23 protein-coding genes are annotated in these 26692 nt (G+C 65.2%); 5 read left to right on the forward strand and 18 right to left on the reverse strand.

Annotation, left to right across the window (positions count from 1 at the left end; translation table 11 throughout):
• Window positions 1–17: 17 nt before the first annotated feature.
• The 17 genes from hslV to gatC all read right to left on the reverse strand — a co-directional run bounded on the left by hslV (window position 18) and on the right by gatC (window position 17715).
• Window positions 18–554 carry an ATP-dependent protease subunit HslV gene (gene hslV / locus ACEN9T_RS25015; protein ID WP_413707387.1) on the reverse strand — a complete coding sequence of 179 codons (537 nt, stop codon included), beginning with the start codon at window positions 552–554 and terminating at the stop codon, window positions 18–20.
• Window positions 555–709: 155 nt separating this feature from the next.
• Window positions 710–2311 (reverse strand): ABC transporter substrate-binding protein, encoded by a 1602-nt coding sequence (locus ACEN9T_RS25020; RefSeq protein ID WP_413707388.1) that lies wholly within the window; start codon window positions 2309–2311, stop codon window positions 710–712.
• Window positions 2312–2410: 99 nt separating this feature from the next.
• The gene (gene zigA, locus ACEN9T_RS25025; protein ID WP_413707389.1) at window positions 2411–3718 is read right to left on the reverse strand and encodes a zinc metallochaperone GTPase ZigA; all 1308 of its coding nucleotides are present in this window, start codon (window positions 3716–3718) and stop codon (window positions 2411–2413) included.
• Between the two features lie 99 nt (window positions 3719–3817).
• Complete coding sequence (gene dksA, locus ACEN9T_RS25030; protein ID WP_024977044.1) at window positions 3818–4237, reverse strand: RNA polymerase-binding protein DksA; 420 nt, start codon at window positions 4235–4237, stop codon at window positions 3818–3820.
• A gap of 421 nt (window positions 4238–4658) precedes the next feature.
• On the reverse strand, window positions 4659–5741 hold the full coding sequence (locus tag ACEN9T_RS25035; protein ID WP_092974072.1) for a CobW family GTP-binding protein: 1083 nt from the start codon (window positions 5739–5741) through the stop codon (window positions 4659–4661).
• A complete protein-coding gene (locus tag ACEN9T_RS25040) occupies window positions 5729–6256 on the reverse strand; it encodes a Fur family transcriptional regulator (RefSeq protein ID WP_092974069.1) in 528 nt (175 codons plus the stop codon). The genes ACEN9T_RS25035 and ACEN9T_RS25040 overlap by 13 nt, the downstream gene beginning before the upstream one ends.
• 97 nt (window positions 6257–6353) lie before the next feature.
• Window positions 6354–7592, reverse strand: a complete 1239-nt coding sequence (locus ACEN9T_RS25045) for a lactonase family protein (protein ID WP_413707390.1) — start codon at window positions 7590–7592, stop codon at window positions 6354–6356.
• Between the two features lie 12 nt (window positions 7593–7604).
• Entirely contained in the window at window positions 7605–9131 is a 1527-nt protein-coding gene (locus tag ACEN9T_RS25050) for an FAD-dependent oxidoreductase (RefSeq protein WP_413707391.1), read from the reverse strand.
• Between the two features lie 132 nt (window positions 9132–9263).
• Window positions 9264–9782: a metal-dependent hydrolase gene (locus ACEN9T_RS25055; protein ID WP_413707392.1), complete on the reverse strand. Its 519-nt coding sequence runs from the start codon at window positions 9780–9782 to the stop codon at window positions 9264–9266.
• A gap of 78 nt (window positions 9783–9860) precedes the next feature.
• Window positions 9861–11054, reverse strand: a complete 1194-nt coding sequence (locus ACEN9T_RS25060; RefSeq protein WP_413707393.1) for a class I SAM-dependent rRNA methyltransferase — start codon at window positions 11052–11054, stop codon at window positions 9861–9863.
• Window positions 11055–11090: 36 nt separating this feature from the next.
• Window positions 11091–12077, reverse strand: a complete 987-nt coding sequence (gene xerC / locus ACEN9T_RS25065) for a tyrosine recombinase XerC (RefSeq protein WP_092974054.1) — start codon at window positions 12075–12077, stop codon at window positions 11091–11093.
• 14 nt (window positions 12078–12091) lie between these two features.
• Window positions 12092–12778, reverse strand: coding sequence for a DUF484 family protein (locus ACEN9T_RS25070; protein ID WP_092974488.1), 687 nt, complete (start codon window positions 12776–12778; stop codon window positions 12092–12094).
• A 14-nt stretch (window positions 12779–12792) separates the two neighbouring features.
• Window positions 12793–14259: an Asp-tRNA(Asn)/Glu-tRNA(Gln) amidotransferase subunit GatB gene (gatB, locus tag ACEN9T_RS25075; RefSeq protein ID WP_413707394.1), complete on the reverse strand. Its 1467-nt coding sequence runs from the start codon at window positions 14257–14259 to the stop codon at window positions 12793–12795.
• Between the two features lie 84 nt (window positions 14260–14343).
• On the reverse strand, window positions 14344–15306 hold the full coding sequence (locus tag ACEN9T_RS25080; RefSeq protein WP_413707395.1) for a dienelactone hydrolase family protein: 963 nt from the start codon (window positions 15304–15306) through the stop codon (window positions 14344–14346).
• Window positions 15306–15788 carry a hypothetical protein gene (locus ACEN9T_RS25085; protein WP_045205144.1) on the reverse strand — a complete coding sequence of 161 codons (483 nt, stop codon included), beginning with the start codon at window positions 15786–15788 and terminating at the stop codon, window positions 15306–15308. Before ACEN9T_RS25085 ends, ACEN9T_RS25080 begins: the two co-directional genes overlap by 1 nt.
• Window positions 15789–15827: 39 nt before the next feature.
• Window positions 15828–17327, reverse strand: coding sequence for an Asp-tRNA(Asn)/Glu-tRNA(Gln) amidotransferase subunit GatA (gatA, locus tag ACEN9T_RS25090; RefSeq protein ID WP_413707396.1), 1500 nt, complete (start codon window positions 17325–17327; stop codon window positions 15828–15830).
• Between the two features lie 88 nt (window positions 17328–17415).
• Window positions 17416–17715: an Asp-tRNA(Asn)/Glu-tRNA(Gln) amidotransferase subunit GatC gene (gatC, locus tag ACEN9T_RS25095; RefSeq protein ID WP_092974042.1), complete on the reverse strand. Its 300-nt coding sequence runs from the start codon at window positions 17713–17715 to the stop codon at window positions 17416–17418.
• A 502-nt stretch (window positions 17716–18217) separates the two neighbouring features.
• Between gatC and ACEN9T_RS25100 the strand changes: the two genes are divergently transcribed.
• From ACEN9T_RS25100 to rodA, 5 genes are all read left to right on the forward strand, one after another.
• On the forward strand, window positions 18218–19261 hold the full coding sequence (locus ACEN9T_RS25100; protein ID WP_004628293.1) for a rod shape-determining protein: 1044 nt from the start codon (window positions 18218–18220) through the stop codon (window positions 19259–19261).
• Between the two features lie 239 nt (window positions 19262–19500).
• Window positions 19501–20547 (forward strand): rod shape-determining protein MreC, encoded by a 1047-nt coding sequence (mreC, locus tag ACEN9T_RS25105; RefSeq protein WP_413707397.1) that lies wholly within the window; start codon window positions 19501–19503, stop codon window positions 20545–20547.
• Window positions 20548–20563: 16 nt separating this feature from the next.
• On the forward strand, window positions 20564–21076 hold the full coding sequence (gene mreD, locus ACEN9T_RS25110) for a rod shape-determining protein MreD (RefSeq protein ID WP_015856079.1): 513 nt from the start codon (window positions 20564–20566) through the stop codon (window positions 21074–21076).
• A gap of 42 nt (window positions 21077–21118) precedes the next feature.
• Window positions 21119–23524, forward strand: coding sequence for a penicillin-binding protein 2 (mrdA, locus tag ACEN9T_RS25115; protein ID WP_413707398.1), 2406 nt, complete (start codon window positions 21119–21121; stop codon window positions 23522–23524).
• Between the two features lie 23 nt (window positions 23525–23547).
• Window positions 23548–24699 (forward strand): rod shape-determining protein RodA, encoded by a 1152-nt coding sequence (gene rodA / locus ACEN9T_RS25120; RefSeq protein ID WP_413707399.1) that lies wholly within the window; start codon window positions 23548–23550, stop codon window positions 24697–24699.
• Between the two features lie 36 nt (window positions 24700–24735).
• Here the strand turns inward: rodA and ACEN9T_RS25125 are convergent, their stop codons facing one another.
• Window positions 24736–26424: an AMP-binding protein gene (locus ACEN9T_RS25125; protein WP_413707400.1), complete on the reverse strand. Its 1689-nt coding sequence runs from the start codon at window positions 26422–26424 to the stop codon at window positions 24736–24738.
• Window positions 26425–26692 lie beyond the last annotated feature (268 nt).

Here is a 26692-nt window from a genome sequence, read left to right on the forward strand (position 1 = left end):
TCGATGAAGGCGTTCGATTATTCGAGCGTCTCGATCACGAAATTGGTGTTGGTATAAATGCAGAGTTCGCCAGCGATGCGCAGCGATTTTTCCACCACATCGCGCGGAGCGAGGTCGGTGTTCTCCATGAGCGCCTTGGCGGCCGATTGTGCATACGAGCCGCCCGAGCCGATGGCAGCGATACCGCCTTCCGGGTCGAGCACATCGCCGTTGCCGGTGATGACAAGCGTGGTTTCGCGGTCGGCGACGATCAGCATCGCCTCAAGGTGGCGCAGGGCGCGATCGGTGCGCCAGTCCTTGGCCAGGTCGACAGCGGAGCGCAGCAGGTTGCCCTGATGCTTCTGCAACTTGGCCTCAAAACGATCCAGCAGGGAGAAGGCGTCAGCAGTGGCGCCTGCAAAGCCAACCAGCACCTTGCCATCGTAGATGGCGCGCACTTTGCGAGCCGAGCCTTTCATCACGATATTGCCCAGCGTGACCTGGCCGTCGCCGCCGAGCGCGACTTGGTTGCCGCGCCGCACGCTGACGATGGTGGTGCCGTGATACTGTTCCATGCGCTTGTTCCTAGGGGTCCGGCTTGGCGCGGCCCCCAGCGGGCCGGCCAAAGAACTTCATACTTGACGCCAGCCCCGAGGATTTCAAGCCTGATTTCCGTCACAGCGCACACTTTTTGTGCGCCGAAAATCGCTTTTTGGCGTTGCTTTACGCCTCACTGCGTCACATCGAACGCGTAGGTGCGCTCATCCAGACGCGGTATCACCGTGTAGCCCTTGCGGGCCGCCCACACGTTGATATTGAAGTAGAGCGGAATCACGCCGTAATCGCGCATGCCGATTTCCGTGGCTTCCTGCAGCAGCCTCTCGCGCTTGCTGTCGTCCAAGGTCTGCAGGGCTTCGGCCAGCTTGGCGTCAAGCGCTGGATTTGAATAGCGTCCGCGATTGGACGCGCCCCAACCACGCCCCGGATCATAGGTGGCCAGTAGCGCCTTCAGGCTCGAACTGGCTTCGCCGGTATCCGCGCCCCAGCCAGCCTGCAGAAACGAAAAGTCCAGCTTGTTCGCCCGCGTGAAGAACGACGCTGACGGCAGCGTCTCGACCCTGGTGGCAATGCCCACCCGCGAAAGCATCGAAGCGATCACCTGTGCGACGCGGTCATCGTTCGGATAGCGGTTGTTGGTGGCATGCAGCGTGATGGCAAAGCCATCGGGGTAGCCGGCCTGGGCGAGCAGTTTCTTCGCTGCGGCCGGGTCTGCCACGGGTGCCTTCAGGCCCGGGACGTGGCCGAACAGCGCGCTGTTGACGAGTTGGCCAGTGGGCTCGGCAGCGCCTTCCATTACGCGATCGACGATGGCTTGGCGCGAGATCGCCAGCGAGATCGCCTCGCGCACGCGTGCATCCTTGAGCGGGTTCTTCGGCAGCGGCTTACCAGCCTTGTCGGTGACGAACGGCGACACGTCGCGGTTCGAATCCATGTGCAGATACATCATGCGGAACACCGGCATCTTGAACACCGTCACCGCCGGGTTGGTCGACAGCTTCTTGATGTCCGAGCTCGGCACGTTCTCGATGACCTGCACGTCGCCCGCCAGGAGCGCCGCCACGCGCGGCGCGTCGGCCGTCAGGATGCGCAGCGTCACGTGCTGCCATTGCGGCTTCTTGCCCCAGTAGCCGTCAAAGCGCGTGAGTTCCACGCGATCGCCGCGGTTGAAGGAGACGAACTTGTACGGCCCGGTGCCGATCATGGCGCGGCCGTTGTTGAAATCGTCCGCGCCGGCTTTTTCGACGGCCTTCTTCGACACCATGTAGACGGTCGACAAATCGTTCGGCACCAGCGGGTATGGCCCGTTCGTGGTGATGCGCACGGTCAGCTTGTCGACCGCCGTCACGTCCTTGAAGCCACGCGTGTAGATCGTGAACGGCGATGGGCTGTTCTTGATGGTGGCCGGGCGCGCCAGCGAATAGACGACGTCGGCCGAGGTGAATTCGCTGCCGTCATGGAAATGCACGCCAGGGCGCAGCTTGATCTCCCATACCGTATCGCTCAGAGCCTTCCATGACGTGGCGAGGCCCGGCTTGAGACGCATCTTCTCGTCCTTGGCGATCAGCGCCTCGAACATATGCTCGGCCACGTTCGAATTGGGCGTGACGTTGTGGAAGTGCGGATCGAGCGAAGTGATGTCGCTCGACAGCCCAATCACCAACGTGGATGCCGGCTGGGCATGCGCCGCAATCGGCGTGAGCGCCGAGAGCGTCGTGGCAAAAGACAGCGCAGCGACCAGGTTCGCGGCGCGCAGCAGACGCAGGACCGACATGACGACTCCCCGTGGTTTATGACGAAAGCAAAACGTTCGGGAATTGTCGGGACCGGACGACGCCGGTGTCAACGTCGATGAAGCAGGGGGTCTGCGCGCTCAGTGATGGTGCCCGCAGTCGCAGTCGTCACCGTGTTGGTGATCGTGGTCGTCGTCCCACTCCGTGTCGTCGTGGTCGTCGTAGGCCCAGGCGGGGAAGGGATCGGCCAGCGCGACCCATGCTTCGGGTCCGGCAGCCATCTCGGCATCGGTCAGAAGGCAGGCATCGAGCTGCGCAGTGAGCGCGGCTTCATCCAGATCGGTACCGATGAAGACCAATTCCTGGCGACGATCGCCCCAGCGCGCGGGCGCACCGTTGTCGTGCATCTTCTCGGAAATGTCTGCGCGGGCTTCTTCCTCGTCGGGCCATTCGGCTTCATCCACCGCTGCCCACCACGCGCCGGCACCGCCGTGACGCATCACGCCGCCGGCCTGGCCCCAGCTGCCCGCCGTGTCCATGCGTGAGGCCAGCCAGAAATAACCCTTCGAGCGCAGCACGCGACCGTGTTCGCGCAGCCATTCGGTGTGCATCAGGTCCCACAGGCGCTGCGGGTGAAACGGCGCGCGGCGGCGATAGACGAAACTGCCGATGCCGAGCGCTTCAGTTTCGGGCACATGTTCGCCGCGCAGCTCGGCCAGCCACGCAGGTGCCGCCGATGCGGCATCGAAATCGAACCGATGCGTGTTGAGGATCTCGTCCAGCGGCACCTTGCCAAAGGACGCCGGCACGATGCGCGCGCGCGGGTTCAGCGAGTGCAGGATGCTGGCCAGGCGCTCGCGCTCGGCATCGCTCACGAGGTCGATCTTGTTGAGCACAATCACGTCGCAAAACTCGACCTGTTCGATCAGCAAGTCGACGACGGTGCGGTCGTCGTCTTCATCACGCGCCTGGCCGCGGTCGGCCAGAAAATCGGCGGCATCGTAATCGACCAGGAAGTGCTGGGCATCGACCACGGTGACCATCGTGTCGAGGCGCGCAAGGTCGGACAGCACCTCGCCTTCAGCGTCTTCGAACGTGAACGTCTCGGCAATCGGCAGCGGCTCGGCCACACCGGTTGATTCGATCAGCAGATAGTCGAAGCGGTCTTCACGGGCTAGGCGCGCGATCTCGTCGAGCAGGTCTTCGCGCAGCGTGCAGCAAATGCAGCCGTTGGACAGCTCCACCATGCGTTCGTCGGTGCGCGAAAGCTGCGCACTGGTGGCCGTACCATCGCCCACGAGCTGCGCGTCGATGTTGACGTCCGACAGGTCGTTGACGATCACGGCCACGCGCTTGCCCTCGCGGTTGGCGAGCACGTGGTTGAGCAGCGTGGTCTTGCCGGCGCCCAGAAAGCCGGACAGCACGGTAACGGGAAGCGGACGGGACATGATCAGTGGCCTCAGTTTGTGGCCAAACAAAGCAAACAGCCCGGTGAGTTACCGGGCTGCCAAATCAAATGAATGCGTCAGACAAATGCGACGCTTGCGTCAGTCACCCATCAACTTCTGGCGCTTTTCGCGGCGCTCTTGCGCCTCCAGCGTCAGCGTGGCCGTCGGGCGCGCAAGCAAGCGCGGAATGCCAATCGGCTCGCCGGTTTCGTCGCAATAGCCGTAGTCGTTGGCATCGATGCGCGCAATCGACTGTTCGACCTTCTTGAGCAGCTTGCGCTCGCGATCCCGCGTACGCAGCTCCAGCGCGTGCTCTTCCTCGATGGTGGCACGGTCAGCCGGGTCCGGCACGATCACAGTCTCGCGCAGGTGCTCGGTGGTCTGGTTGGCGTTCGCGAGAATTTCATCGCGCATTTTTACAAGCCGGTCCTTGAAAAAGGCGAGCTGCGCCTCGTTCATGTAATCCTTGTCGCTCATCTTCAGGATTTCGGCTTCGGTGAGTAGTTTCTTGCTGCTCATGGTTGCTGCAGATGATCCTGGTAAGTCGCGCGCCGTCTCGGCTGTCGCGTCGTCCTTGCGCGGGGATGCGCCGGACTCATTCTGGCTTGCGGCGGACTTGCCGCCCCGCGCGCCTCCTTTTGCCTCTCCCGCAGCGGCGCCCCCTGCCGCTTTTTTTCGGGTGGCTGGCGCAGCCTGGGCTGCTGCCGACTCCGTTTCGGACCGCCCGGCACCGCCGTTGGCGCCGCGTCCTTCCTTGGTCTTAGTCACCATCGCCTGCTCTCCTATCGGACGTGCTTCGGACGACGTGCTTCTAAATCGACCTATTGTAGCTGAACGATATTAACCGAACTATCGGAGAAACACGGACACAAAATCCGGCCCGGATTCTGCCTGAAACCGCGCGGCGGGGCCACCCAAAAGGAGGGAAAAAGCGCCGGAATCAGGCCAGGCAGTTCTCCAATCCTTTCAGAATCGTTTCGCGCGGCAGGTCCACACCGATGAACACCATGCGGTTAGAAGGGGTCTCGCCGTCCCATTTGCCCCCCACGTCGCTGCCCATGAGCTGGTGCACGCCCTGAAACACGACCTTGCGGTCGACGCCTTCCATATACAGCACGCCTTTGTAGCGCAGCAGCTTCTCGCCGTAGATATTCAGCACGCCGGAGAGAAATTCCTCCAGCTTGGTGTAATTGAACGGCCGTTCGCTGCGGAAGACGAACGAGGCGATGCGGTCCGTGTGGTGCGCATGGCCGTGGTGATGGTGGTGACCGTGGCCATGTTGATGGCCATGATCGTGATCGTGGTCGCAGTCGGCCGAGCAAGCGTGGTCGTGATCATGCTCGTGGTGATGGTCATGATCGTCTTCGCGCAGGAAGTCGGGATCGATCTCCAGCTTGGCGTTCAGATTGAAGCCGCGCAGGTCGAAAATCGTGTCGATCGGCGCCTCACCAAAATTGGCGGTGCGGATCGGGGCGCGCGGGTTCATATGCAGCAGGCGGTGGCGCAGTGCGTCCACATCGTCGGCGGACACCAGATCGCTCTTGGTGATGAAGATGGCATCGGCAAAGCCCACTTGGCGCTGCGCTTCTTCCTGCTTGTCGAGCTGCATGTTGCCATGCTTGGCATCGACCAGCGTGATGACGGCATCCAGCAGGTAGCGGCTGGCGATCTCGTCGTCCATGAAGAACGTCTGGGCAACGGGGCCGGGGTTCGCAACGCCGGTGGTTTCGATGACCACGCGATCAAATTGGATCTGGCCGTTGTCACGGCGCGTGAGCAGGTCGGACAACCCCTTCACCAGATCGCCGCGGATGGTGCAGCAGATGCAGCCGTTGCTCATCTGCACGATCTGCTCGTTGCCGTCCTGCACGAGGATGTCGTTGTCGATGTTCTCTTCGCCGAACTCGTTTTCGATCACGGCGATCTTCATGCCGTGCTGTTCGGTCAGGATGCGCTTGAGCAGCGTGGTCTTACCGCTGCCGAGAAAGCCCGTCAGGATGGTGACCGGGATCATTTTGGACATGGTGCGTTTCCTGTCTTGTGATGGGCCGCCAGATGCGCGCAATCCGCGCAAGCGCCCTTGATGGTGAGTTCAGCATGGTCGGCCGCGAAGCCGGCGGGCAGGCCGGCCTTCGGCATGGCCGGCGGCTCGGCGCCCTCCAGGCAGAAGTCGCGCCCACATTGCGTGCAGTGGAAATGGCTGTGCGAGCGGTGCGCCGCTTCGCGCGCGGCGTCGTGCTCGGCAAGGCTGAAGCGGAAGACACGATCCGCCCCCGCCGTCTTGTGGACGATGCCGCCTGCCACGAGCCAGTCGAGCACGCGGTAGACCGTCACACGGTCGATGCCGGAATCGTCGGGCAGTGCGTCGCACACGGCTTGGTGCGAGAGCGGATCGGCGCCCTGCATCAGCACGGCAAGCACGCGCACGCGGGGCTCGGTCACGCGGCTACCCAGGCCACGCAGGCGTGCGCGGGCGGCCTCTTCAGGCGAATGGGATTGCGGAGTGGCGAGATCGTCGCGCGGGGGCCGGCTGTTCATGCGCGGGATTGTCCCACGTGGCGCGGGTTGCTGCAATTGAGTTGCAATTGGGCGGCATTGCGCCGCCCCGGGGTTTCTTTTCGCGCTTCGCTACCGCTTATGCCGCGAACACCAGACACACGGGCGTCGGCACCTTTGCCACCACCACGGGCTGGTCCAGCTTGCCGGTTTGTCCGTCGATGCGCAGCCGCAGGAGGGTGTCGCCCTTCTGGTTGAGCACGTAGACGTAGCTGCCGTCGGGCGCCATCGTCATCGCGCGCGGGAAGTGCACACCTTCGCTCCAGTACTGAAGCGGCGCGAGCTTGCCGGAGGCGTCAATGCTGAATGCGGCCACGCTGTCGGCCAGCGGGTGATCCGACTTCAGCTTCCGGTTGCTGGCGTAGAGGAACCGCCCCGACGGATGCATCAGCAGTTCGGCGCCGCTCTTCTGGCCGGTGTAGTCGGCAGGGGTGGTAGAGATGCGTTGGCGCTCCTCCTGCACGTGGCCGGTGGCGGGGTCGTAACCGTGGCAGGCGACTGAGCCCTCGAGTTCATTGATGACGTAGAGCAGCTTGCCTTGCGGATGCAGCGCCAGGTGGCGCGGGCCGCTGCCGGGCTTGAGCTGCGCGCGATCCCGCGGGGCTAGCTTGCCGCCCTCGATGGCAAATACGTTGATGCGATCGGTGCCCAGGTCGGTGCCGATCACGTGCTGGCCGGTGGTGTCGAACAGCATCATGTGCGCGTGCGGCGCTTCCTGTTCGGGGCGGGGGCCGGAGCCGGTGTCCTTGAAGATGCCGGAGACGGTGCCGAGCTTGCCGTCCTCGCCGATCGGCAGGAGGTTGTACGCGCCGCCGCTGTAGATCGACACGCACAGGTGCTTGCCGTCCGGCGACACGACCACGTGTGCGGGGTTCGTGCCCGACAGTGATAGCGGCTGGCGGTTCAGCAGCGTCAGCTTGCCGTCGCGCGCGTCGATCGCATAGGCCTCGGCGCTGCCGTTCGGGCGGCCCTCGTAGACCTCCAGTTCATTGATGGCGTACAGGAAGCGCTGATTCGGGTGCACGGCCAGGAACGACGGATTGGCACTTTCGACCACCTGCACCTGCGTCCACGCATCGCCGCGCGGCGCCAGCACATAAATGCCGCGAGCAGCCGGGCCGCCGGCAGTGCCGCCCGGTGCGTTGAACGTGTAGGTACCGACATAGGCGAAACGGGGAGGGCGCGCATTGCCCGCAGGCTGCACACCCGACGCAGCGGTTTGCTCGCCCGCCTGGGCCATGACGGTTTTGGGAAGTGCGCCCAGCAAAGGTAAGCTACCAGTCCACTGCATGAAAGTTCGACGAAGACGATTGGTCATGGGATGGCTCCATCAAACACGCACGGACATCGCGTGGTGGAAGATGTTGTTCGGATCATACCGGTGCTTCACATCCTGCAGAAACGCGTACAGGTCACCGCTGCCGTAGTACAGCTGAGGCCAAAACGGGTAGGCCAGCATGTCGACGTCTGGGTAGTTGATGTAGCAGCCCTCGTACCGGTCGCCGGGGTATGGCGTGCCGCTGTGCGGCGCGGGCACGTCGGGCGCGCCGTAGACGTCGCGGTAGAAATCGCTGATCCAGCGCAGGTGGCCGGCATCGTCGGCGGCGGACGTCCAGTACGTCTGGTACTGCAGCTTCATGATCGACGCCCGCTGCGGCACGGCGGTGTCGCCAATGCGCTCGGCCTTGTTGACGGCGCCGCCGTACGAATCGACCTGCAGCAGCGACTGGCTCAGGTCGACGCCCGGCATCGTCCGCGTGAGGTGGGCGTAGATGCGCTGCGCCTCCCGCGCCGTGAAGCCGCGCTTCATGTAGGCCGATTTGTACTTGCCGCGCTGATTGGCTCCCGAGCCGTTCAGATACTGCGTGGCGGTCAGCCAGTCGTATTGCACGATGGTGTGCGGCTTGGAGCAGAGCAGTTGCCCCACGCCCTGCTTGTGCGCGGGGCCGTAGCCGGGCGGGCGCCCCTTGACCGGCGTGGGCGCGCAAGCCTGGAAGCGGTTCAGAAAATCATTGAGGACAGAGAGATCGCGGCACGTGCCATCCGGGTTGCAGAACTGCGTGAGCAGGACGATCTGCCCCGACGATTTGTGCGTGAGTTTGAGCAGCGAGAACATGCCCCACGTGTCTGGGTCCTTGCCGCGCGTCTCCCAGTATTCGCCGTAGATGCGCAGCAGTTCGGCAAAGCGCGGCGGCGTCATGGTGGCCCAGTCAAAGGCCACGGTGGCGAGCGCCACTTCCTGCGGTGCCGCCGGCAGCTTGGCGAACGTGTAGCTCGTAACGACGCCGAAGTTGCCGCCGCCAGCGCCGCGACACGCTCGGAACAAATCCGGATCGTGCGCTGCATCCACCGTGCGGGCAGCCGCCTTGCCAGTCTTGTCCACGGTGACGATGTCCACGGCCGAGAGCCAATCCACCGTCAGCCCTTGCAGCCGCGAGAGCAGTCCATAACCGCCGCCGCAAATATGCCCGCCTGCGCCCACCGAGTAGCACGAGCCGCCGGGCAGCGTCACGTTGTGGCGCTTGTACAGCTCCAGGTAGCCGTTCCAGTTCTGCGTACCGGCCGGAATGCGCACCGTGCCGTCGGCGTGCACCTCGGGTGTGGCGAGCAAGCTCAGATCGACGATCGTACCGTCTGGGTTGTTGGAGACGAAATCCTCATAGCAATGCCCGCCGCTGCGCACGGTCGGGCGCTGGCCCGCGTTGATGATGCGCTGCACGGCGGGCGCCACATCGTCGGGCTTTTCTATGAGAGCGATGCGGCTGGCGGCCTGCGCATCCGTCGAGGGCCAGCGCAGGTTGAAGCCATGTTTGAGCGTGTTGTAGCGAGGGTCTTGGCGCGTCACATCCAGTGTCATCGACGACTCCCGGTGAGGGCGTTTGCGCAAGCGTTGCGCAAACGAAGTTGGATACGGACGCGTGGCGTCCGGCGGTTCCAACTTAGTCGTTCGCAGACCCGGCTTCCATCAGACAATGCCGAGACGCTGGGCTCATCGCGCTTGGTGGGCGAGCCATCCAACCACCCGCGTTGCCGTCGCCGCCCACAGCGGCCGCACCAGCCAGCACGCCGCAGCCCACGCCAGGATCACCACGATCAGATCGCAGCGACCGCTCTTCCACAAGTTCAGGGAATGGCGCCCCCAGATCCAGGGCACGCCCAGCGGATTGGGCCAGTCCGCCAACAGGTGCATCAGCCCGCCGCAAGCGAAGCCGAACAGCAACGGCGCCCACAGATGGCCGTGGCCCAGCGTCTGATATGACAGAACAAGCACCGCCACCCAGCCAATGCCCCAGTGGGTGGCAGTGCGGTGCGTGATCCACAAGCGGCGAGCACGCGTCCACCACGCGACCTCCATCCAGTCAGGCGCGGTGCTGCCGGCAACCGCCGCGCAAAACGCCAGGATGCTGCCGAGATGTTCGAGAGACGTATGGGAAGCCTGCGCGACGGCGGTGGCGGCAATCAGACCTGCCGCCCAGCCCGTCGCATGGTGGGCAGCATTGGAAGCCATGCACGTGATGCGGAAGACGAAGGACCGCATCTTCGCAATGGAGGCTTGCCGGGACAAGCCAAAAATTGCGACAAATTGCTAGCCGACTTGCAGCAGCAGGCCCTTGAGGTATTCGCCTTCCGGGAAGCTCGTCAGCAGCGGGTGGTCGACGCCGCCCGCCAGCCGGCGCTGGATGCGCGCCGTCACCTTGGCATCGGCCGCCGCACCCGCGACGATCTTCTGGAACAGGTCTGCGTCGATGGCGCCCGAGCACGAATACGTGAACAGCAGACCGCCCGGGCGCAGCAACTGCATGCCGACCAAGTTGATCTCTTTGTATGCGCGCGCCGCGCGATCGACCTGCTGCGCCGAGGCTGCAAACTTGGGCGGATCCAGCACGATCAGGTCGAACTGGCGGCCTTCCGCGCGGAAGTTGCGCAGCGACTTGAAGACGTCCGCGTCCAGCCATTCGGCGCGCGCCGGATCGAAGCCGTTGAGCGTGACGTTGCGCTCAGCCACCGCCAGCGCCTCGCCCGACGAGTCGATCGACACCACCGAGCGCGCCCCGCCCTTGAGCGCCGCCAGCGAAAAACCGCCGGTATAGCAGAAGCAGTTCAGCACATCGCGGTCCTTGGCCAGCGCGCCGACGAGTGCACGGTTGTCACGCTGATCGACGTAGAAGCCGGTCTTGTGGCCCTCGCGCACGTCCACGTAATAGCGGACGCCGTGCTCGGTGGCAGACAGATCTGCGGCGGGCTCCGCACCGGCCAGCACGCCGGTCATCTGCTCCAGGCCTTCGCGCTCGCGCACGCTCACATCGGAGCGTTCGTAGACGTTGGGGCAACCCGTCTCTTTGATGAGCGCGGCGACGATCGCCTGCTTCCAGTGCTCCACGCCCGCGGCGCTGAACTGGCAGACGAGCTGGCCCGCATCACCTGTACCGTACTGATCGACGATGAGGCCGGGCAGGCCGTCGGCTTCGCCCATGACGAGGCGCACGGCGTCGGTGTCGTGCACCCACGCGCGCCGGTACGCCACGGCGGCGGCAATGCGGCGTTTGAAGAACGCGTGATCGACGGGCTCGGCTTCATCAAAGCTCCACACGCGGGCGCGAATCTGCGATACGGGGCTGAACGCGGCGCGCGCCAGAAACTGGCCGTTATGCGCGCGCACGATGACAGTCGCACCGGACGCTGGCTTGCCTTCCACGCGATCGATGGCGTTGGCGAAAATCCACGGGTGCCGGCGCAGCAGCGAGCGCTCCTTGCCGGGCTTGAGAATCAGGGTTTGCATACGACTGGGATGGTTCGCCCGAGAAAGCGGGCAGCGCTACTTCTTCTTCGCGCGGGGATGCGCCTGATCGTAGATCTTGGCCAGGTGCTGAAAATCGAGCGAAGTATAAACCTGCGTGCTGGCAATGCTGGCGTGGCCGAGCAGTTCCTGCACCGCACGCAAATCGCCCGACGACTGCAGCATGTGCGTGGCAAACGAATGCCGCAGCACGTGCGGATGCACATCCGCCGGCACGCCCGCCGCGATGGCGTTGCGCTTCATGCGCAATTGAATCTGCCGCTGCGCCAGCCGCTTGCCGCGCGGCGAGAGAAACAGCGCGTGCGCGTCTTCGGGTGCCGCGTCGGGCTTGGCAAGCTGCTCGCGCACCGCCAGCCATGCAGCCAGCGCCTCCGCCGCCTTGGTGCCCACCGGCACGGTGCGCCGCTTGCTGCCCTTGCCGAGCACCTGCACCTCGCGCGCCTCCAGATCGAGCCAGCTCGCCGACTCATACGCACCGGCCTTCACGTGGCGCATGTCGAGGCTGACCAGCTCGGAGAGCCGCAGCCCGCACGAATAGAACAGCTCGTTGACGGCACGGTCGCGGACGGTCTCGGCATCGTCGCCAGGCAACTGCTCCATCAGCGCGACGGCCTGTTCAACGGACAACGCTTTCGGCAGCCGCTTCGGGCTCTTCGGGGCGCGTACGCCATCAACGGGATTGGCGGTGACGGCGGCATCGCGCAGCGCCATCCATTTGAACCAGCCGCGCCACGCCGACAGCGCCCGCGCAATGCTGCGGCCGGACAAACCGTCGCCGTGCAGCTGCGCCATCATGCGGCGGATATGGTGGGACTGCAGTTGCGTGAGATCGACATTGGCGGCGTGCTGCGCACCGAGGCGCTGCAGCACGGCCAGCTCGCGGGTGTAGCTCTCCAGCGTGTGGGGCGAGAGCTGCCGCTCGAACTTCAGCGCGTCAAGGTACGCCGCAATCTGCGGATGCGGCGCCTGCGCGCCAGACGCATCGGCTGAAGCAGATTGCGGCATGCGGTGGGCTGCGCTCAGTCGCGCAGGCGGTTGAGCGCGGCAGCGGCCAGTTCGCCGATCTGCGCGAGGTAAGTCGTACCCATGCCGTCATGGAAGCGGCGGGCGTCCGACGAGCCGAGCACCAGCAGGCCGAATGCCGGCGCAGCACTGGCATCGGCATCGCCCCGCACGGGCACTCGCAGCGTCACGATGGCGAGCGATTCGATCGGCTCGCCGCTGTCAGACGTATCGAGCCAGCCGGCGGCCTCAAAACCGGCGTTGGCGCCGCAATACGGCGCACGCAGGCCGGCCGCAAACAGGCGCACTTCCTCGCTCACGCCCTGCGCGACTTCCAGGTGCGCGAATTCCTCGCCGACCTGCCACACGCGCAGCGCCACGGCCGGCACGTCGAAGATTTCACGCAGGCCGTCCTGCACGGCATACGGCAGCGCATGCGTGTCAGCCTCGCCCAGCAGCCGCGTCGTCCACGCGTGCACGCGCTGCTGCGTGCGGTCGTTCTCATTGCCGTGGCGCATCAGGTCCGACAGCTTGAGTTCGAGGTGCTTGTTCTTGTCGCGCAGGATTTCCATCTGGCGCTCCTGCAGCGACACCGCGCGGTGGCTGTGCGGGCTGGTGAGCTGGATGGCAGCCAGCAGCTCGGCGTGCTCTTCAAAGAAGGCCGGATGCGCCTGCAGGTAGTTGGCGACGTCTTGTGCGTTCATCGTGGAGGTGCTCATCAGGCTGCGCCGAGTTTCTTCTTCAGCAGTTCGTTGACTTGTGCGGGGTTGGCCTTGCCGCGCGTGGCCTTCATGGCTTGGCCCACCAGCGCGTTGAAGGCCTTCTCCTTGCCGGCGCGGAATTCCTCGACCGACTTGGCATTGGCGGCCAGCACGTCGTCGATGATCTTCTCCAGCTCGCCCGAATCCGACATCTGCTTCAGGCCCTTCTCGGCGATGATCGCGTCGGCATCGGCGCCGTGCTCGCCGGCCCACATGGCCGGGAACACGTCTTTCTTGGCGGTGTTGTTGCTGATCGTGCCGTCGGCAATGCGCGCGAGCAGCTTGGCCAGTTGCGCAGGCGACACCGGCGCTGCATCGATGTCCAGATCGGCGCGGTTCAGGTTCGAGGCGACCTCGCCCATGATCCAGTTGGCAGCGGCCTTGGCGTTCGCAGCGCCGGCATCAGCCACAACCGCTTCAAAGTACGCAGCCGTCGCCTTGGTGGCGGTGAGGATGCTGGCGTCATACTTCGGCAGGCCGTAGGCCGACTCGAAGCGGGCAGCCATGGCGGCGGGCAGCTCGGGCAGCGTGGCGCGCACGCGCTCGATCCACTCATCGCCGATGACGAGCGGCAGCAGGTCGGGATCGGGGAAGTAGCGGTAATCCTGCGCGTCTTCCTTGCTGCGCATCGAGCGCGTTTCCTTGCGGTCCGGATCGTACAGGCGGGTTTCCTGCACCACGGTGCCGCCGTCTTCGATCAGCTCGATCTGGCGGCGCACTTCGTAGTTGATCGCCTCTTCCAGGAAGCGGAACGAGTTGAGGTTCTTGATTTCGCAGCGCGTGCCGAACGGTGCGTCCGGGCCCCGGCGCACCGACACGTTCGCGTCGCAGCGGAAGCTGCCTTCCTGCATGTTGCCGTCGCAGATGCCCAGCCACATCACCAGCGCGTGCAGCGCCTTGGCATAGGCCACCGCTTCGGCCGCGCTGCGCATGTCGGGCTCGGTGACGATTTCCAGCAGCGGCGTGCCGGCGCGGTTCAGGTCGATGCCGGTCATGCCGGCAAAGTCTTCGTGCAGCGATTTGCCGGCGTCCTCTTCCAGATGGGCGCGCGTGAGCTGCACGGTCTTCTCATAACCGGGCTGGCCGCTCTTGCCTTCCACCTGGATGGTCAGCGTGCCGCCCTGCACCACCGGAATCTCGTACTGGCTGATCTGGTAACCCTTGGGCAGATCGGGGTAGAAGTAATTCTTGCGCGCGAAGATGCTCTTGGGCGCGATCTTGGCGCCGATGGCCAGACCGAACACGATGGCGCGCTCGACGGCACCCTTGTTCAGCACCGGCAGCACGCCAGGCAGCGCCAGGTCAACGGGCGCCGCTTGCGTGTTGGGCGCCGCGCCAAAGGCGGTGGACGCGCCGGAGAAAATCTTCGAGACCGTCGAGAGCTGCGTGTGCGTCTCGAGGCCGATCACCACTTCCCATTGCATGTTGCGTGTGTCCTGTCGATTGTTGTGGTGTGAATGTCTAGGTACTCAGGTATTCAGTGTTCAGGTGTTCTTCGGTTGCTGCGCTCAGGGGTTCGCTGCATCAAGCCACGCCGCCAGCTTCGCAAACGCAGCTTCGCGCGCTGCCGGGTCGCCACCGACGGTGACCGTTCCATAGCGACGTCCCTTCGGGATGCCGTTGCGCTCCTTGATTGCTGCCGTGCCGTCAAAGCCGTGATACGCGCCGCCAAACATGTCCAGCTCAAAACGCGCCTGCGGCTGCCGCGCCAGTACGGCCGTCTGCAGCGTCTGGCAGTGATCGGCCGGCGTCCAGTCGTCGTTGCCGCCGGCCAGCAGCAGCAACGGCGCGTTGAGCCGATAGTCCGGCCGCTTCTGTGCCGACGCACAGCCCGGGTAGAACGCCACCGCGCGATTGATCGCGGGCGTATCGGCGGGCCAAGCGCGGCTGGCATCCACGGCCTCCAGCACGGCCTGCGCGCCGTTGGACCAACCCAGCAGAACGATGCGGCGGGCATCCACGCCCGGCTGCCCCGCCACCCAGCGGATCGTCGCCAGCACGTCCGCGCGGCGCACCGCACCGTTGATATCGCGCGTGGCGGTGCGTTCGGTGCAGATGCCATGCGGCTTACCGCGCGGGCCGAAGCTGTCGGGAAACACCACCGCGTAACCACGCGCGCCAAGCCACTGCGCATACCCGCGATACCGCGAGCCCAGCGCCTTGGCATCGGCCCCGGCCTGCGTATAGAGGCCGCTGCAGCCGTGCAGCGCGATCACCACCGGCGCGCCAGTCGCAGATGCCTTGACGGGCGATGCGACCCAATAGGCGGTCAGCGTTTGCGGCGCATCCTCGGCGTCTTTCATCGACGCGCGCGGAATCTCCACCGTCTGCACGCCAAGTTCTGCAGACGATGGCGCACGCGCAGCCGGCATGTCGGGCAAGGCGCCTTCGGCGTCCGGCGTCGGCTGCGCGGCAGCGTGCAGCGCCAAGGCGCTTGCCAGCGCCGCCAACACACGAAGCGATGTGCGCATCACCGGGCATTCCGGGCGCACTGGCCCGTTTGCGGATCGAACATCACCGGCCAGGCTTCTTCGTAGATGCCGGGCGTGCAATGCGCTTCGCAGTTAGCGTGTGCCAGCGTGACACGGCGTGGGTCCTGCCAGACCATCAGCGTGCACTTGCCGTAGCGCTCGCGCAGCTCAATGCTGGGGCGGCGCTTGGTTTGCTGGAATGTCGACAGGTCGAACTGGCACGAACCGCGCCGGCCGACCCACAACTGCCATTGCATTGCGCTGACGTTGTTGTCGGCCACGGTGAGCGTCGCCTGCTCGCGGAAACCGTCTTCCTCGGTCTGGTTGCAGTAGCCGTTGATGTCGATACGGCGGTCGGAGATCGGCGGCGGCTTCGACGGGCGGCTGATGCCGGGAATGGACGGCAGCGGAATCGGCACGCAAGCCGCCAGCAGGCCGGCGGCAAGCGCGAGCCCGAGTGCAGTGCGGATGCGGTGATTCATGCGTGCCTCCTGCATGGAGCGGGTACGTCGTAAGGGGCCTCAGGCTGCCGGCTGGCGGTTGTGCCAGTCGGTCGCCTGCTGGAACGCATGCGCAATCTGCAGCATGCGTGCCTCTTCAAAATAGTTGCCGATGATCTGCAAGCCAACCGGCAAACCGTTGGCGCCGAAACCCGCAGGCACGCTCATGCCCGGTAAGCCGGCCAGGCTGGTCGACAGGGTGAAGATGTCTTCAAGGTACATCTGCACCGGATCATCGCTCTTCTCGCCGATCTTCCAGGCAACGGTCGGGGCGACGGGGCCCATGATCACGTCGCACTGGCGGTTGGCACCGGCCAGCGCGTTCTGGAAATCCTGCGCGATGATGCGGCGGATCTTCTGTGCCTGCAGGTAATAGGCGTCGTAATACCCGTGGGACAGCACATAGGCGCCCACCAGGATGCGGCGCTTGACCTCCCAGCCAAAACCTTCGGCGCGGGACTTGCGATACATGTCGGCCAGATCGCGGTATTCCGCCGCGCGGTGGCCGTAACGCACGCCGTCAAAGCGCGACAGGTTAGACGACGCCTCGGCCGGGGCGATCACGTAATACGTCGGGATCGACAGTTCGGTCTTCGGCAGGCTGATGTCGACCAGCGTGGCGCCGAGCTTTTCCAACTCGGCCAGCGCAGCGCGCACGGTGGTGCGCACGTCGTCGGCCAGGCCTTCGCCAAAATACTCCTTGGGCAGACCGATGCGCAGGCCGGCCAGCGGGCGCGCAGCCTCGGCGCCTTGCAGCGGCTGGCCGAGCAGGCGGCCGAAGTCTTCCACGTCGCCCCCGCGGCCGGGTTCCAGACTCGTGGAATCGCGCGGGTCAAAGCCCGCCATGGCAGACAGCAGCAGCGCGCAATCTTCAGCCGTGCGCGCCATCGGGCCGCCCTGATCCAGCGACGAGGCGAAGGCGATCATGCCGTAGCGCGACACGCGGCCGTACGTCGGCTTGATCCCGGTAATGCCCGAGAACGATGCCGGCTGGCGGATCGAGCCGCCGGTGTCCGTTCCGGTTGCAGCGGGCGCCAAATCGGCCGCCACCGCTGCCGCCGAGCCGCCCGACGAGCCGCCCGGCACGTGTTCGAGGTTCCACGGGTTCTTGACCGCGCCGAACGCCGAGTTCTCGTTGGACGAGCCCATCGCGAATTCGTCCATGTTGGTCTTGCCCAGCGTCACCATGCCGGCCGCGCCCAGGCGTTCGACCACGGTGGCGTCAAACGGGCTGACGTAGTTGCCGAGCATCTTGGAGCCCGCCGTGGCACGCCAGCCACGGGTGACGAACACGTCCTTGTGCGCGATCGGCACGCCGGTCAGCGGCGCCGCGTTACCGGCTGCGATGCGCGCGTCGGCGGCCCGGGCCTGGGCAAGCGTTGCCTCGGCGTCGACGTGGGTAAAGGCGTTGAGGTGGGCCCCGGCCTCGATGCGCGACAGGTAATGGCGCGCCAGTTCCTCCGCCGAAATCTCCTTGGCGGCGAGTTGGGCGGACAGGGCTTTGATCGTGGATGCGGTCATCGAATACGTTCGGATGGGCTGCCGGCAAGCGCCGGTGACGTCGAATGGAGTGGGCTCAAGACGGGCGCGGGAGCGCCGTTTATGCGGATTACTCGATCACCTTGGGCACGAGGTACAGGCCGGCTTCGGTGGCCGGCGCGCATTGCTGGTAGTCCGCGCGGCGGTCAGCCTCGGTGACGGCATCGTCGCGCAGACGCTGTGCTTGCGCCTGAACCTGCTCGATAGGGTGGGCCATCGGCTCAATGCCGGTGGTGTCCACGGCCTGCATCTGCTCGACCAGGGAGAAAAACTGGTTGAGCTGGGTGAGGGTCTGCGCGGCCTCGCCTTCGGAGATTTCGATACGGGCGAGGTGGGCGATGCGTTTGACGTCGGAAAGTTCGAGTGCCATCGGAATGGGTCAGTGAGTGCAGCGGCGGGCGGGCAATGTACGACAAGCGACGGCTACTGCGCGCGAGGGGCGCACAGGTTGGGCCCCGACAGCGCCGATTTGCCGCAATTTTGGCGCCAAACGCCCGCCGAATACCCGCAGAGTGCCCGAATTATAAGGTATGATTGCCGACTAAATTTCTAAGTCAGCAGGCGACTTCGTGCAGTCACGGACCCTCTGATTAAGTACTCCGGGAACCTCCCGGCAGTCGCACCGTCAGCATCAGGCGACACTTAATCAAAGGTTCCTTGGGGGCCCCCTCTCCGGGCGGCTCAGCCTCGGCAGGATGGCCAGTGCCACGGCACCCCACCGTCGACCACCACGGAGCCCGCGACATTCCCGGGAGCGCAGTAGCAGGATCGGACCGCATGGCATGCCCTTGCGACGTCCGCGCGTTGGTGCAGCCGTTGCGCCGCAATCTTGCTGCTGGGCCGCCCATGACTCGAAAAACAGGATTCATTCGATGTTCGGCTTTTTGCGCAGCTATTTCTCCAACGATCTCGCGATCGACCTCGGCACCGCCAACACCCTGATCTACGTCCGCGACAAGGGCATCGTCCTTGACGAGCCGTCGGTGGTGGCCATTCGCCAGGAAGGTGGCCCGAACGCCAAGAAGACCATCCAGGCCGTCGGTAAGGAAGCCAAGCAGATGCTGGGCAAGGTGCCGGGCAATATCGAGGCGATCCGCCCGATGAAAGACGGCGTGATCGCCGACTTCACCGTCACCGAGCAGATGCTCAAGCAGTTCATCAAGATGGTGCACGACACCAAGCTGCTGCGCCCGAGCCCGCGCATCATCATCTGCGTGCCGTGCGGTTCGACCCAGGTCGAACGCCGCGCCATCCGTGAATCGGCGCTCGGCGCCGGCGCATCGCAGGTGTACCTGATTGAAGAGCCGATGGCGGCTGCCATTGGCGCCGGCCTGCCGGTGTCGGAGCCGTCGGGTTCGATGGTGGTGGACATTGGCGGCGGCACCACCGAGGTGGGCATCATCTCGCTGGGCGGCATGGTCTATAAGGGCAGCGTGCGCGTGGGCGGCGACAAGTTCGACGAGGCCATCGTCAACTACATCCGCCGCAACTACGGCATGCTGATCGGCGAACAGACCGCCGAAGCCATCAAGAAGGAAATCGGCTCGGCCTTCCCGGGTTCGGAAGTGCGGGAAATGGAAGTGAAGGGCCGCAACCTGTCGGAAGGCATTCCGCGCGCCTTCACGGTGTCGTCCAACGAAATCCTGGAAGCGCTGACAGACCCGCTGAACCAGATCGTCTCCTCGGTGAAGATCGCCCTGGAACAAACCCCGCCGGAACTGGGCGCCGACATTGCCGAACGCGGCATGATGCTCACCGGCGGCGGCGCGCTGCTGCGCGACCTCGACCGCCTGCTGGCCGAAGAAACCGGCCTGCCGGTGCTGGTGGCCGAAGACCCGCTGACCTGCGTGGTGCGTGGCTCCGGCATGGCCCTGGAGCGCATGGACAAGCTCGGCAGCATCTTCTCGTACGAATAACGGGACCATGCGCCGCGCCGATCCGCGTTCCGCTGTTGCGGCCGATTTCGTGACTGCCGTTGTGGTCACGCCAGCCGCCTTCGCGGACCGCTGAGATGCGTCTCGCGCCGGTGCGCCGTGCTCCGCCCACCAAGGGCTTGGGCACCGCACCAGCGCCACACCCAATCTGTTGCCGGCAGACCGTTGACCTTGACGTTGACCGTCACGCGTCTGCCGTGCTCATTTGAAGCGTCCGGGTCATGGATTACTCCCCGCCGCCCCTCTTCAAGCAGGGCCCGTCCGCCACCGCGCGGCTGGTCGCTCTGCTCGCGCTTGCGCTTGCGTTACTGGTGATCGATGCCCGCATGTCCGTGCTGGGCGTGGTCCGGCAAGTCGTATCGGTCATCCTGTACCCCGTCGAGCGCCTGGTGCTGATCCCGCGCGATACGGCACGCGCCGCACTCGAATACACGCAATCGTCCACCAAGTTGGCGGTTGATAACCGCAGCTTGCGCGAATCGGCCGTTGCCCAGGCTCAGCAATCGCTGCGCGCCTCGCAGCTCGAAGCGGAAAACCGCAATCTGCGTACGCTGCTCAATCTGAAACAGCACGCGGCGGTGCCCACGGTGGCGGCGGAAGTCCTCTACGAGGCACGTGACCCTTATACGCAGCGCATCGTGATCGATCGCGGCTCCAAGGACGGCGTGCGCGCGGGCTACCCGGTCATCGATGACCGCGGCGTGGTCGGGCAGGTGACGCGCGTGTCGCTGTTCGAATCGCAAGTCACGCTGCTGACCGATAAAGACCAAGCGATTCCCGTAGAGGTCGTGCGCAACGGCCTGCGCAGCGTGGCCTTTGGCGGCGCCCGACCGGGGGCGTTGGATCTTCGCTTCATGGCAGCCTCGGCCGATCTGCAGCAGGGCGACCTGCTGGTCACGTCTGGGTTGGACGGCGTCTATCCGGCGGGCCTGCCGGTGGCCCGTATTTCGCAGATCGAGCGCAAGGCCGACACCGCGTTCTCGCGTGTCGTCTGCGAGCCGGTGGCCGGCATCCGCAGCAACCGGCACCTGCTGATCGTGAAGTACGAATCGGGCTTCCCACCGCCGACCGATCTGTCGCCCGCGCCGGCGCCCAAGGGCAAGAACGCCGCCCGCGACGCACGCGCAGAGAAGGACCGCGCTGCACGCGCCGCCGCCGAAGCCAATGTGCCGGGCCCCACGCCTGCCGCTGAAGAAAACACCCCGCCGCCGCGCCCGACCGACGCCGACGGCAATCCGCTGGACACCGATTCAGCGCAAAAACGCTGAAGCGAGGCCATCGATCATGAACTCGCCCCAATACCTGCTACGCCCGGTCAACCCGGGCTTCATCGCGTTCAGCTTCGTGCTGGCCTTCCTGTTCAACCTGATGCCGTGGGGCCACATGCAGTGGATTCCCGATCTGGTGGCACTCGTGCTGGTGTTCTGGAACATCCACCAGCCGCGCCGCGTGGGCATGGTGGTGGCCTTCCTGCTGGGTCTGTTGATGGACGTGCACGAAGCGCGTCTGCTTGGCGAACACGCGATGGCCTACACGATGCTGTCGTATTTTGCGATCACGATTCACCGGCGCGTGCTGTGGTTCTCGGTGTTGTCGCAGGCGCTGCATGTGCTGCCGCTGCTGGTGCTGGCTCACGCCGTACCGATCGTCATCCGCCTGCTGATGGGCGCGCACCTGCCGGACTGGCAGGTCATCCTGCCGCCGTTGATCGAAGCCGCGCTGTGGCCGTTCGCAAACGCATTCCTGCTGGCGCCGCAGCGTCGCCCGGAGAGCGTCGACGAAACTCGGCCCATCTAAGGCGGCCGACTTGATGCGCTCCGCTATTCGCCCGCACCTGGCATGACCGAAATCCGCAACGTCGAACAGGAGCTGTCGCGCTTCCGCCTGCGGCTGGCGGCGGCCGCCCTCTTCGTGCTCGTCTGTTTCGGGCTACTGCTGGCGCGCTTCTTCTGGCTGCAGCAGGTCAAGCACGAGCAGTACTCGGCCAAGGCGGAAGACAACCGCATCTCGGTGGCCCCGATCGAGCCCAATCGCGGCATCATCATGGACCGCAACGGCGTGGTGCTGGCGCGCAACTACTCGGCGTACACGCTGGAGATCACGCCGTCCAAGCTGCAGGACACGCTCGACAACACGATCGACCAGCTTGCCCAGGTGGTCGATATCCAGCCGCGCGACCGCCGCCGCTTCAAGCGCCTGATGGAAGATGCGCGCAGCTTCGAAAGCCTGCCGATCCGCAGTCAGCTGACGGACCAGGAAGTCGCGCGGTTCTCGGCGCAGCGCTTCCGCTTTCCGGGCGTGGACGTGCATGCGCGGCTGTTCCGCCAATACCCGCTGGGCGAATCGGCGTCGCACGTGATCGGCTACATCGGCCGGATCTCTGAACGCGATCTGGACCGCATCGACAACATGAGCGATGCCAACAGCCAACCTAACGTGACGTACGATCCGCGCAAGGACTCCAACAATTACAGCGGCACGGAATACATCGGCAAGGTCGGCATTGAACAGAGCTACGAGACCGAGCTGCACGGCCTGACCGGCTACGAAGAGGTGGAAGTGAGCGCGGGCGGGCGGCCGATCCGTACGCTGTCGACCTCGCAGGCAACGCCGGGCAACAATCTGATCCTGTCGCTCGACATCAACCTGCAGCGGCTGGCCGAGCAGCTCTTCGGCAACCGACGCGGCGCCCTCGTGGCGATCGAGCCGGAGACGGGCGACATCCTTGCCTTCGTCTCCAAGCCGACGTTCGATCCGAACCTGTTCATTGAAGGGATCGACAGCGCGACCTGGGGCGAGCTGAACAACTCGCCGGACAAGCCGCTGCTGAACCGGCCGTTGCGGGGCACGTATCCGCCCGGCTCGACGTACAAGCCGTTCATGGCACTGGGTGCCCTCGAGCTTGGCAAGCGCACGCCGCAGTGGGGCATGGCCGATCCGGGCTCGTTCACGCTGGGCAACCACACGTTCCGCGACGACGTGCCGGGCGGCCACGGCTGGGTCGACATGTACCGCTCGATCGTGGCCTCGTGCGACACGTATTACTACCGGCTCGCGAACGACATGGGCGTCAATGCCATCCACGATTTCATGAAGCCCTTCGGCTTCGGGCAAGTCACGGGCATCGACATTGAGGGCGAGCGCACCGGCATCCTGCCCTCCACCGACTGGAAGCGCAAAGCCTACAAGCGCCCCGAGCAGCAGAAGTGGTACGACGGCGAAACCATCTCGCTGGGCATCGGCCAGGGCTACAACAACTTCACCATCCTGCAGCTCGCGCATGCGATATCGACGCTGGCAAACAACGGCGTGGTGATGAAGCCCCACCTGGTGAAGGCGGTCGAAGATTCGCTGTCCAAGTCGCGCTCGCTGACGGTGCCGACGGAAAGCTACAGGATCCCGCTCAAGCAGGCGAACATCGACGTGATCAAGCGCGCCATGGTGGGCGTGAACCAGGCCGGTACGGCGGCCAAGGCGTTCATCGGTGCGCAATACGTGTCGGCAGGCAAGACGGGGACGGCGCAGGTGTACTCGCTTGGCAAGAATGAGAAGTACAACCACCACGCCATTCCCGAAAACAAGCGCGACCACGCGCTGTTCGAGGCGTTTGCGCCGGCGGATCATCCGAAGATCGCGCTGGCACTCATCGTGGAAAACGCCGGCTTTGGTGCCGCGTCGGCGGCGCCAATCGCACGTGCGGTCATGGACTATTACCTGACCGGAAAGTGGCCCACCGAGCTGGCCGCCACCGCGCCCAAGCCCCAGCAGCAACCGCCGGTGGATACGCCCAGCGTGTTCTCGACCGGCAAGACGGCCACCATCGCCAGCGCGACGGCTGCGCCGCAAGTGGCTGCAGAGGCGGCGTCCGGGGTGGCTGCCACTTCTGGCGTAGCAGCCTCCGCTGCCAGTGCTGTGGCCGCGGCTTCGGCGCCGGCCGCATCGTCGGTGGCATCAGGCGCCACGCACGGCACGCCGCCGCTGTCGCCCGACCTGGTGGCGCCGGTCCTGCGCGAGGCCGGCACCAGCGCCGAAGCCGTCGCCCCGGCCACGCTGGACGCCCAGGTGCTGCAAGCGCTGTCGCATGCACAACCGGCCCCCGAACTGCCACCGCGCGGACGTGGCAACGCTGCCGCGCCAGCTTCGGCTCCAGCAACCTCGCCCAAGGGTGCGAAGGATGCCAAGCCGGGTAACAAGCCGGCGCCGAAGCCCGCGCAGAAACCGGCCGCCAAGCCGGCCGCGCCCTGATATTCGCGCTTGAGGATCTCGCCATGGACAAACTGGACAAGCGCCGCATATTCAACATCATCAAGTCGCTCTTCACCGGCTTCGATGGCCCGCTGGCGCTGATCGTCTTCCTGCTGCTCGGCACGGGATTGGTCGCCCTGTATTCGGCCGCCATCGACATGCCGGGCCGGGTGGAAGACCAGGTCCGCAACATCCTGCTGTCGTTCGTGCTGATGTGGATCATCGCCAACTTGCCGCAGCAAACGCTCATGCGCTTTGCGGTGCCGCTCTACACCGTCGGCGTGGCGTTGTTGATTGGCGTGGCGGCGTTCGGGCTGATCCGCAAGGGCGCGCGGCGGTGGCTCAATATCGGCGTGGTGGTCCAGCCTTCCGAGATCATGAAGATCGCCATGCCGCTCATGCTGGCGTGGTACTTCCAGAAGCGCGAGGGCGTGATCCACTGGTATGACTATCTGGCGGCAGCCATGCTGCTGCTGATTCCCGTCGGGCTGATCGCCAAGCAGCCGGACCTGGGCACCGCGCTGCTGGTGCTGGCAGCGGGTATCTACGTGATCTACTTTGCCGGCCTGTCGTGGCGGCTGATCGTGCCGGTGCTGGTGGTTGCCGTCACCGCGATCACGCTGGTGGTGTCATTCGAGTCGCGCATCTGCGCCCCGGGCGTGAACTGGCCGATCCTGCACGACTACCAGCAACACCGCGTGTGTACGCTGCTCGACCCGACCACCGACCCGCTGGGCAAGGGCTTCCACACCATCCAGTCGATCATTGCCATCGGCTCGGGCGGCGTGACGGGCAAGGGATGGCTGAAGGGCACGCAAACCCACCTCGAGTTCATCCCCGAGAAACACACCGACTTCATCTTCGCGGTGTATTCGGAGGAGTTTGGGTTGGTGGGCAACGGCGTGCTGCTGTTCCTGTATCTGCTGCTGATCTTGCGCGGGCTCTTCATTGCAGCCAACGCGGGGACGCTGTTCGGGCGCCTGCTGGCCGGGTCGATCACGCTGATCTTCTTTACCTACGCCTTCGTCAACATGGGCATGGTGAGCGGCATCCTGCCTGTGGTGGGCGTGCCGCTCCCGCTCATCAGTTATGGGGGGACGGCGCTTGTCACGCTGGGCATGGGCATCGGCATCCTGATGAGCATCGCCCGACAGAAGCGCTTCGTGCAAACCTGACAAAACGGCCGCCAGAACTTGGCGGCCGTTTTGCTTTCAGGCGGCGAGCGCTTCTTCGCGCAGCAACCTTCGCAGCACCTTGCCCGTCGCGGTGGCGGGCAGCGCATCATGGAACTTCACGCGCCGCGGCACCTTGTACGGCGCCATGTTGTCGCGCGACCAGGCAATCAGCTCGGCTTCCGAGAGCGTCACGCCGTTCATCGGCACCACGTGCGCGCAGACCACTTCACCTTTGTCGGGATCGGGGATGGGCGTCACAGCCACTTGGCGGATGCCCGGGTGGCGCGAGAGGAGCGCCTCGACCTCTTCCGGAAACACGCTGTAGCCCGACACCTTGATCATCTCCTTGATGCGGCCCTGCCATTGCAGGTAACCGTCGGGCGAGACCTGGCCGATATCCCCAGTGCGCAGAAAGCCGTTGTGCAGGACAGCGCGCGTGGCCTCGTCGCGCTGCCAGTAGCCGCGGAACACGCCGGGGCTGCGGATGGTGATTTCGCCAGCCTGGCCAGGCGGCAGTTCAGCGCCGGTATGCGGGTCGACGATGCGTACCTCGGTCTGTGGGACGATCTTGCCGTGCCAACCCCAGCGCGGGGCATCGGCAGGCGTGATGGCGTCGCAGGTGTGGGTTTCCGACAGGCCATAGGCGGCTTCATAGATGCGGCACTGCGGGCCGGCAAAAGCACGCCACTGCTCGGCAATGGCTTCGGTCAGCGTGACGCCGAAGCTGGTGCACGGGTTGGCCACCAAGGATTCCATGCGGTACTGCGCCGCGTCCGGATGCGCCATGACCGCCAGGTTCATTGGCGTCATGCTGTACCAGCGTGTCACGCGGTAGCGGTCGATGGCCTGCAGCACGGCCAGGGGATCGAAGCGATAAAGCAGGATGGTCGTGGCACCGGAATACAGCATCACGTTCATGCCCATCAGCATGCCGGCGATATGAGACAGCGGCGCCACCGCCAGCATCACGTCCGAGGCATGGATGCCACTGACCTGCACCGTAACGGCGGTCTTGTACAGCGCGTTGCGGTGCGTGAGCATGGCGCCCTTCGGCCGGCCGGTGGTGCCAGACGTGTAGACCATCAGCGCAACGTCATCCAGGCTCACCTGAATGGCAGCCACGGCGTTGCGCTCGGCCACATCGACGGGCTCGGCCATCAACTGCATGAGGTCGAGCTGCGCGGCACCCGGCTTGTTCTTGAGCGGCGGCGCAGACGAGGCATCGGCGGCAATCAGTTCGGGCGGCACGGCCAGCGCCTTGCGGCACGCGGGCTGCGTGGGCTGAAGATCGGCATAGCGCGTGGTGATAACGGTCGTGACCGCCGTGCCGGGCCTGGCGGCCTCGACAATCGGCATCAGATCGGCCGCCGCCACCAGAATCTTGGCGCCGCAATCGGCCAGTTGGTCGCGCAGTTCGTGCTGACGCGACAACGGCCCGCAGGGCACGACGATGCCGCCCAGCTTGGCGGTGGCCAGATGGGCCACGATGGCTTGCGGACAGTTGTGCAGAAACAGCGCAACGCGATCGCCGCGTGTCACGCCCAGCCGCTGCAACTGCACCGCCAAGCGCGTCGAGGCCTGATCCAGTTCGCGCCAGCAGATCGTACGGCCGTACCACAGCAGGGCGATGCGCTCGGGCGTCTGCTGCGCATGATGGGCGCAATACCGGTGCAGCGGCATCTCGCCCGCCAGATAGTTGACCGGTTCGCGGTTCTGGATGGTCATGTGGTGTCTCCTCGGCCGCCAGCATCGCGGGGCGACACATCGGCCGTGATGGCTGCCCTCGTTGCGGGGCGCTCATGCGGGTCAGGGTTCGCGGCATCCATTGTTCGAGTATGGCGAAGCCATATGGCCACCGCCGCACCGATTTGCGCAAGACCGCGTTCCACCCATGATTTGGGTCAAACATGACCTTGCGCAAGACGAATCCCCAAAAAAATCTACCGCTCGGTATAGAGTCTCGGCGCAAATCTGCTGTTGCGTCAATCGGTGA

The sequence above is a fragment of the Ralstonia sp. Ralssp110 genome (assembly GCF_047325135.1).
Classification (GTDB): Bacteria; Pseudomonadota; Gammaproteobacteria; order Burkholderiales; family Burkholderiaceae; genus Ralstonia; species Ralstonia mojiangensis.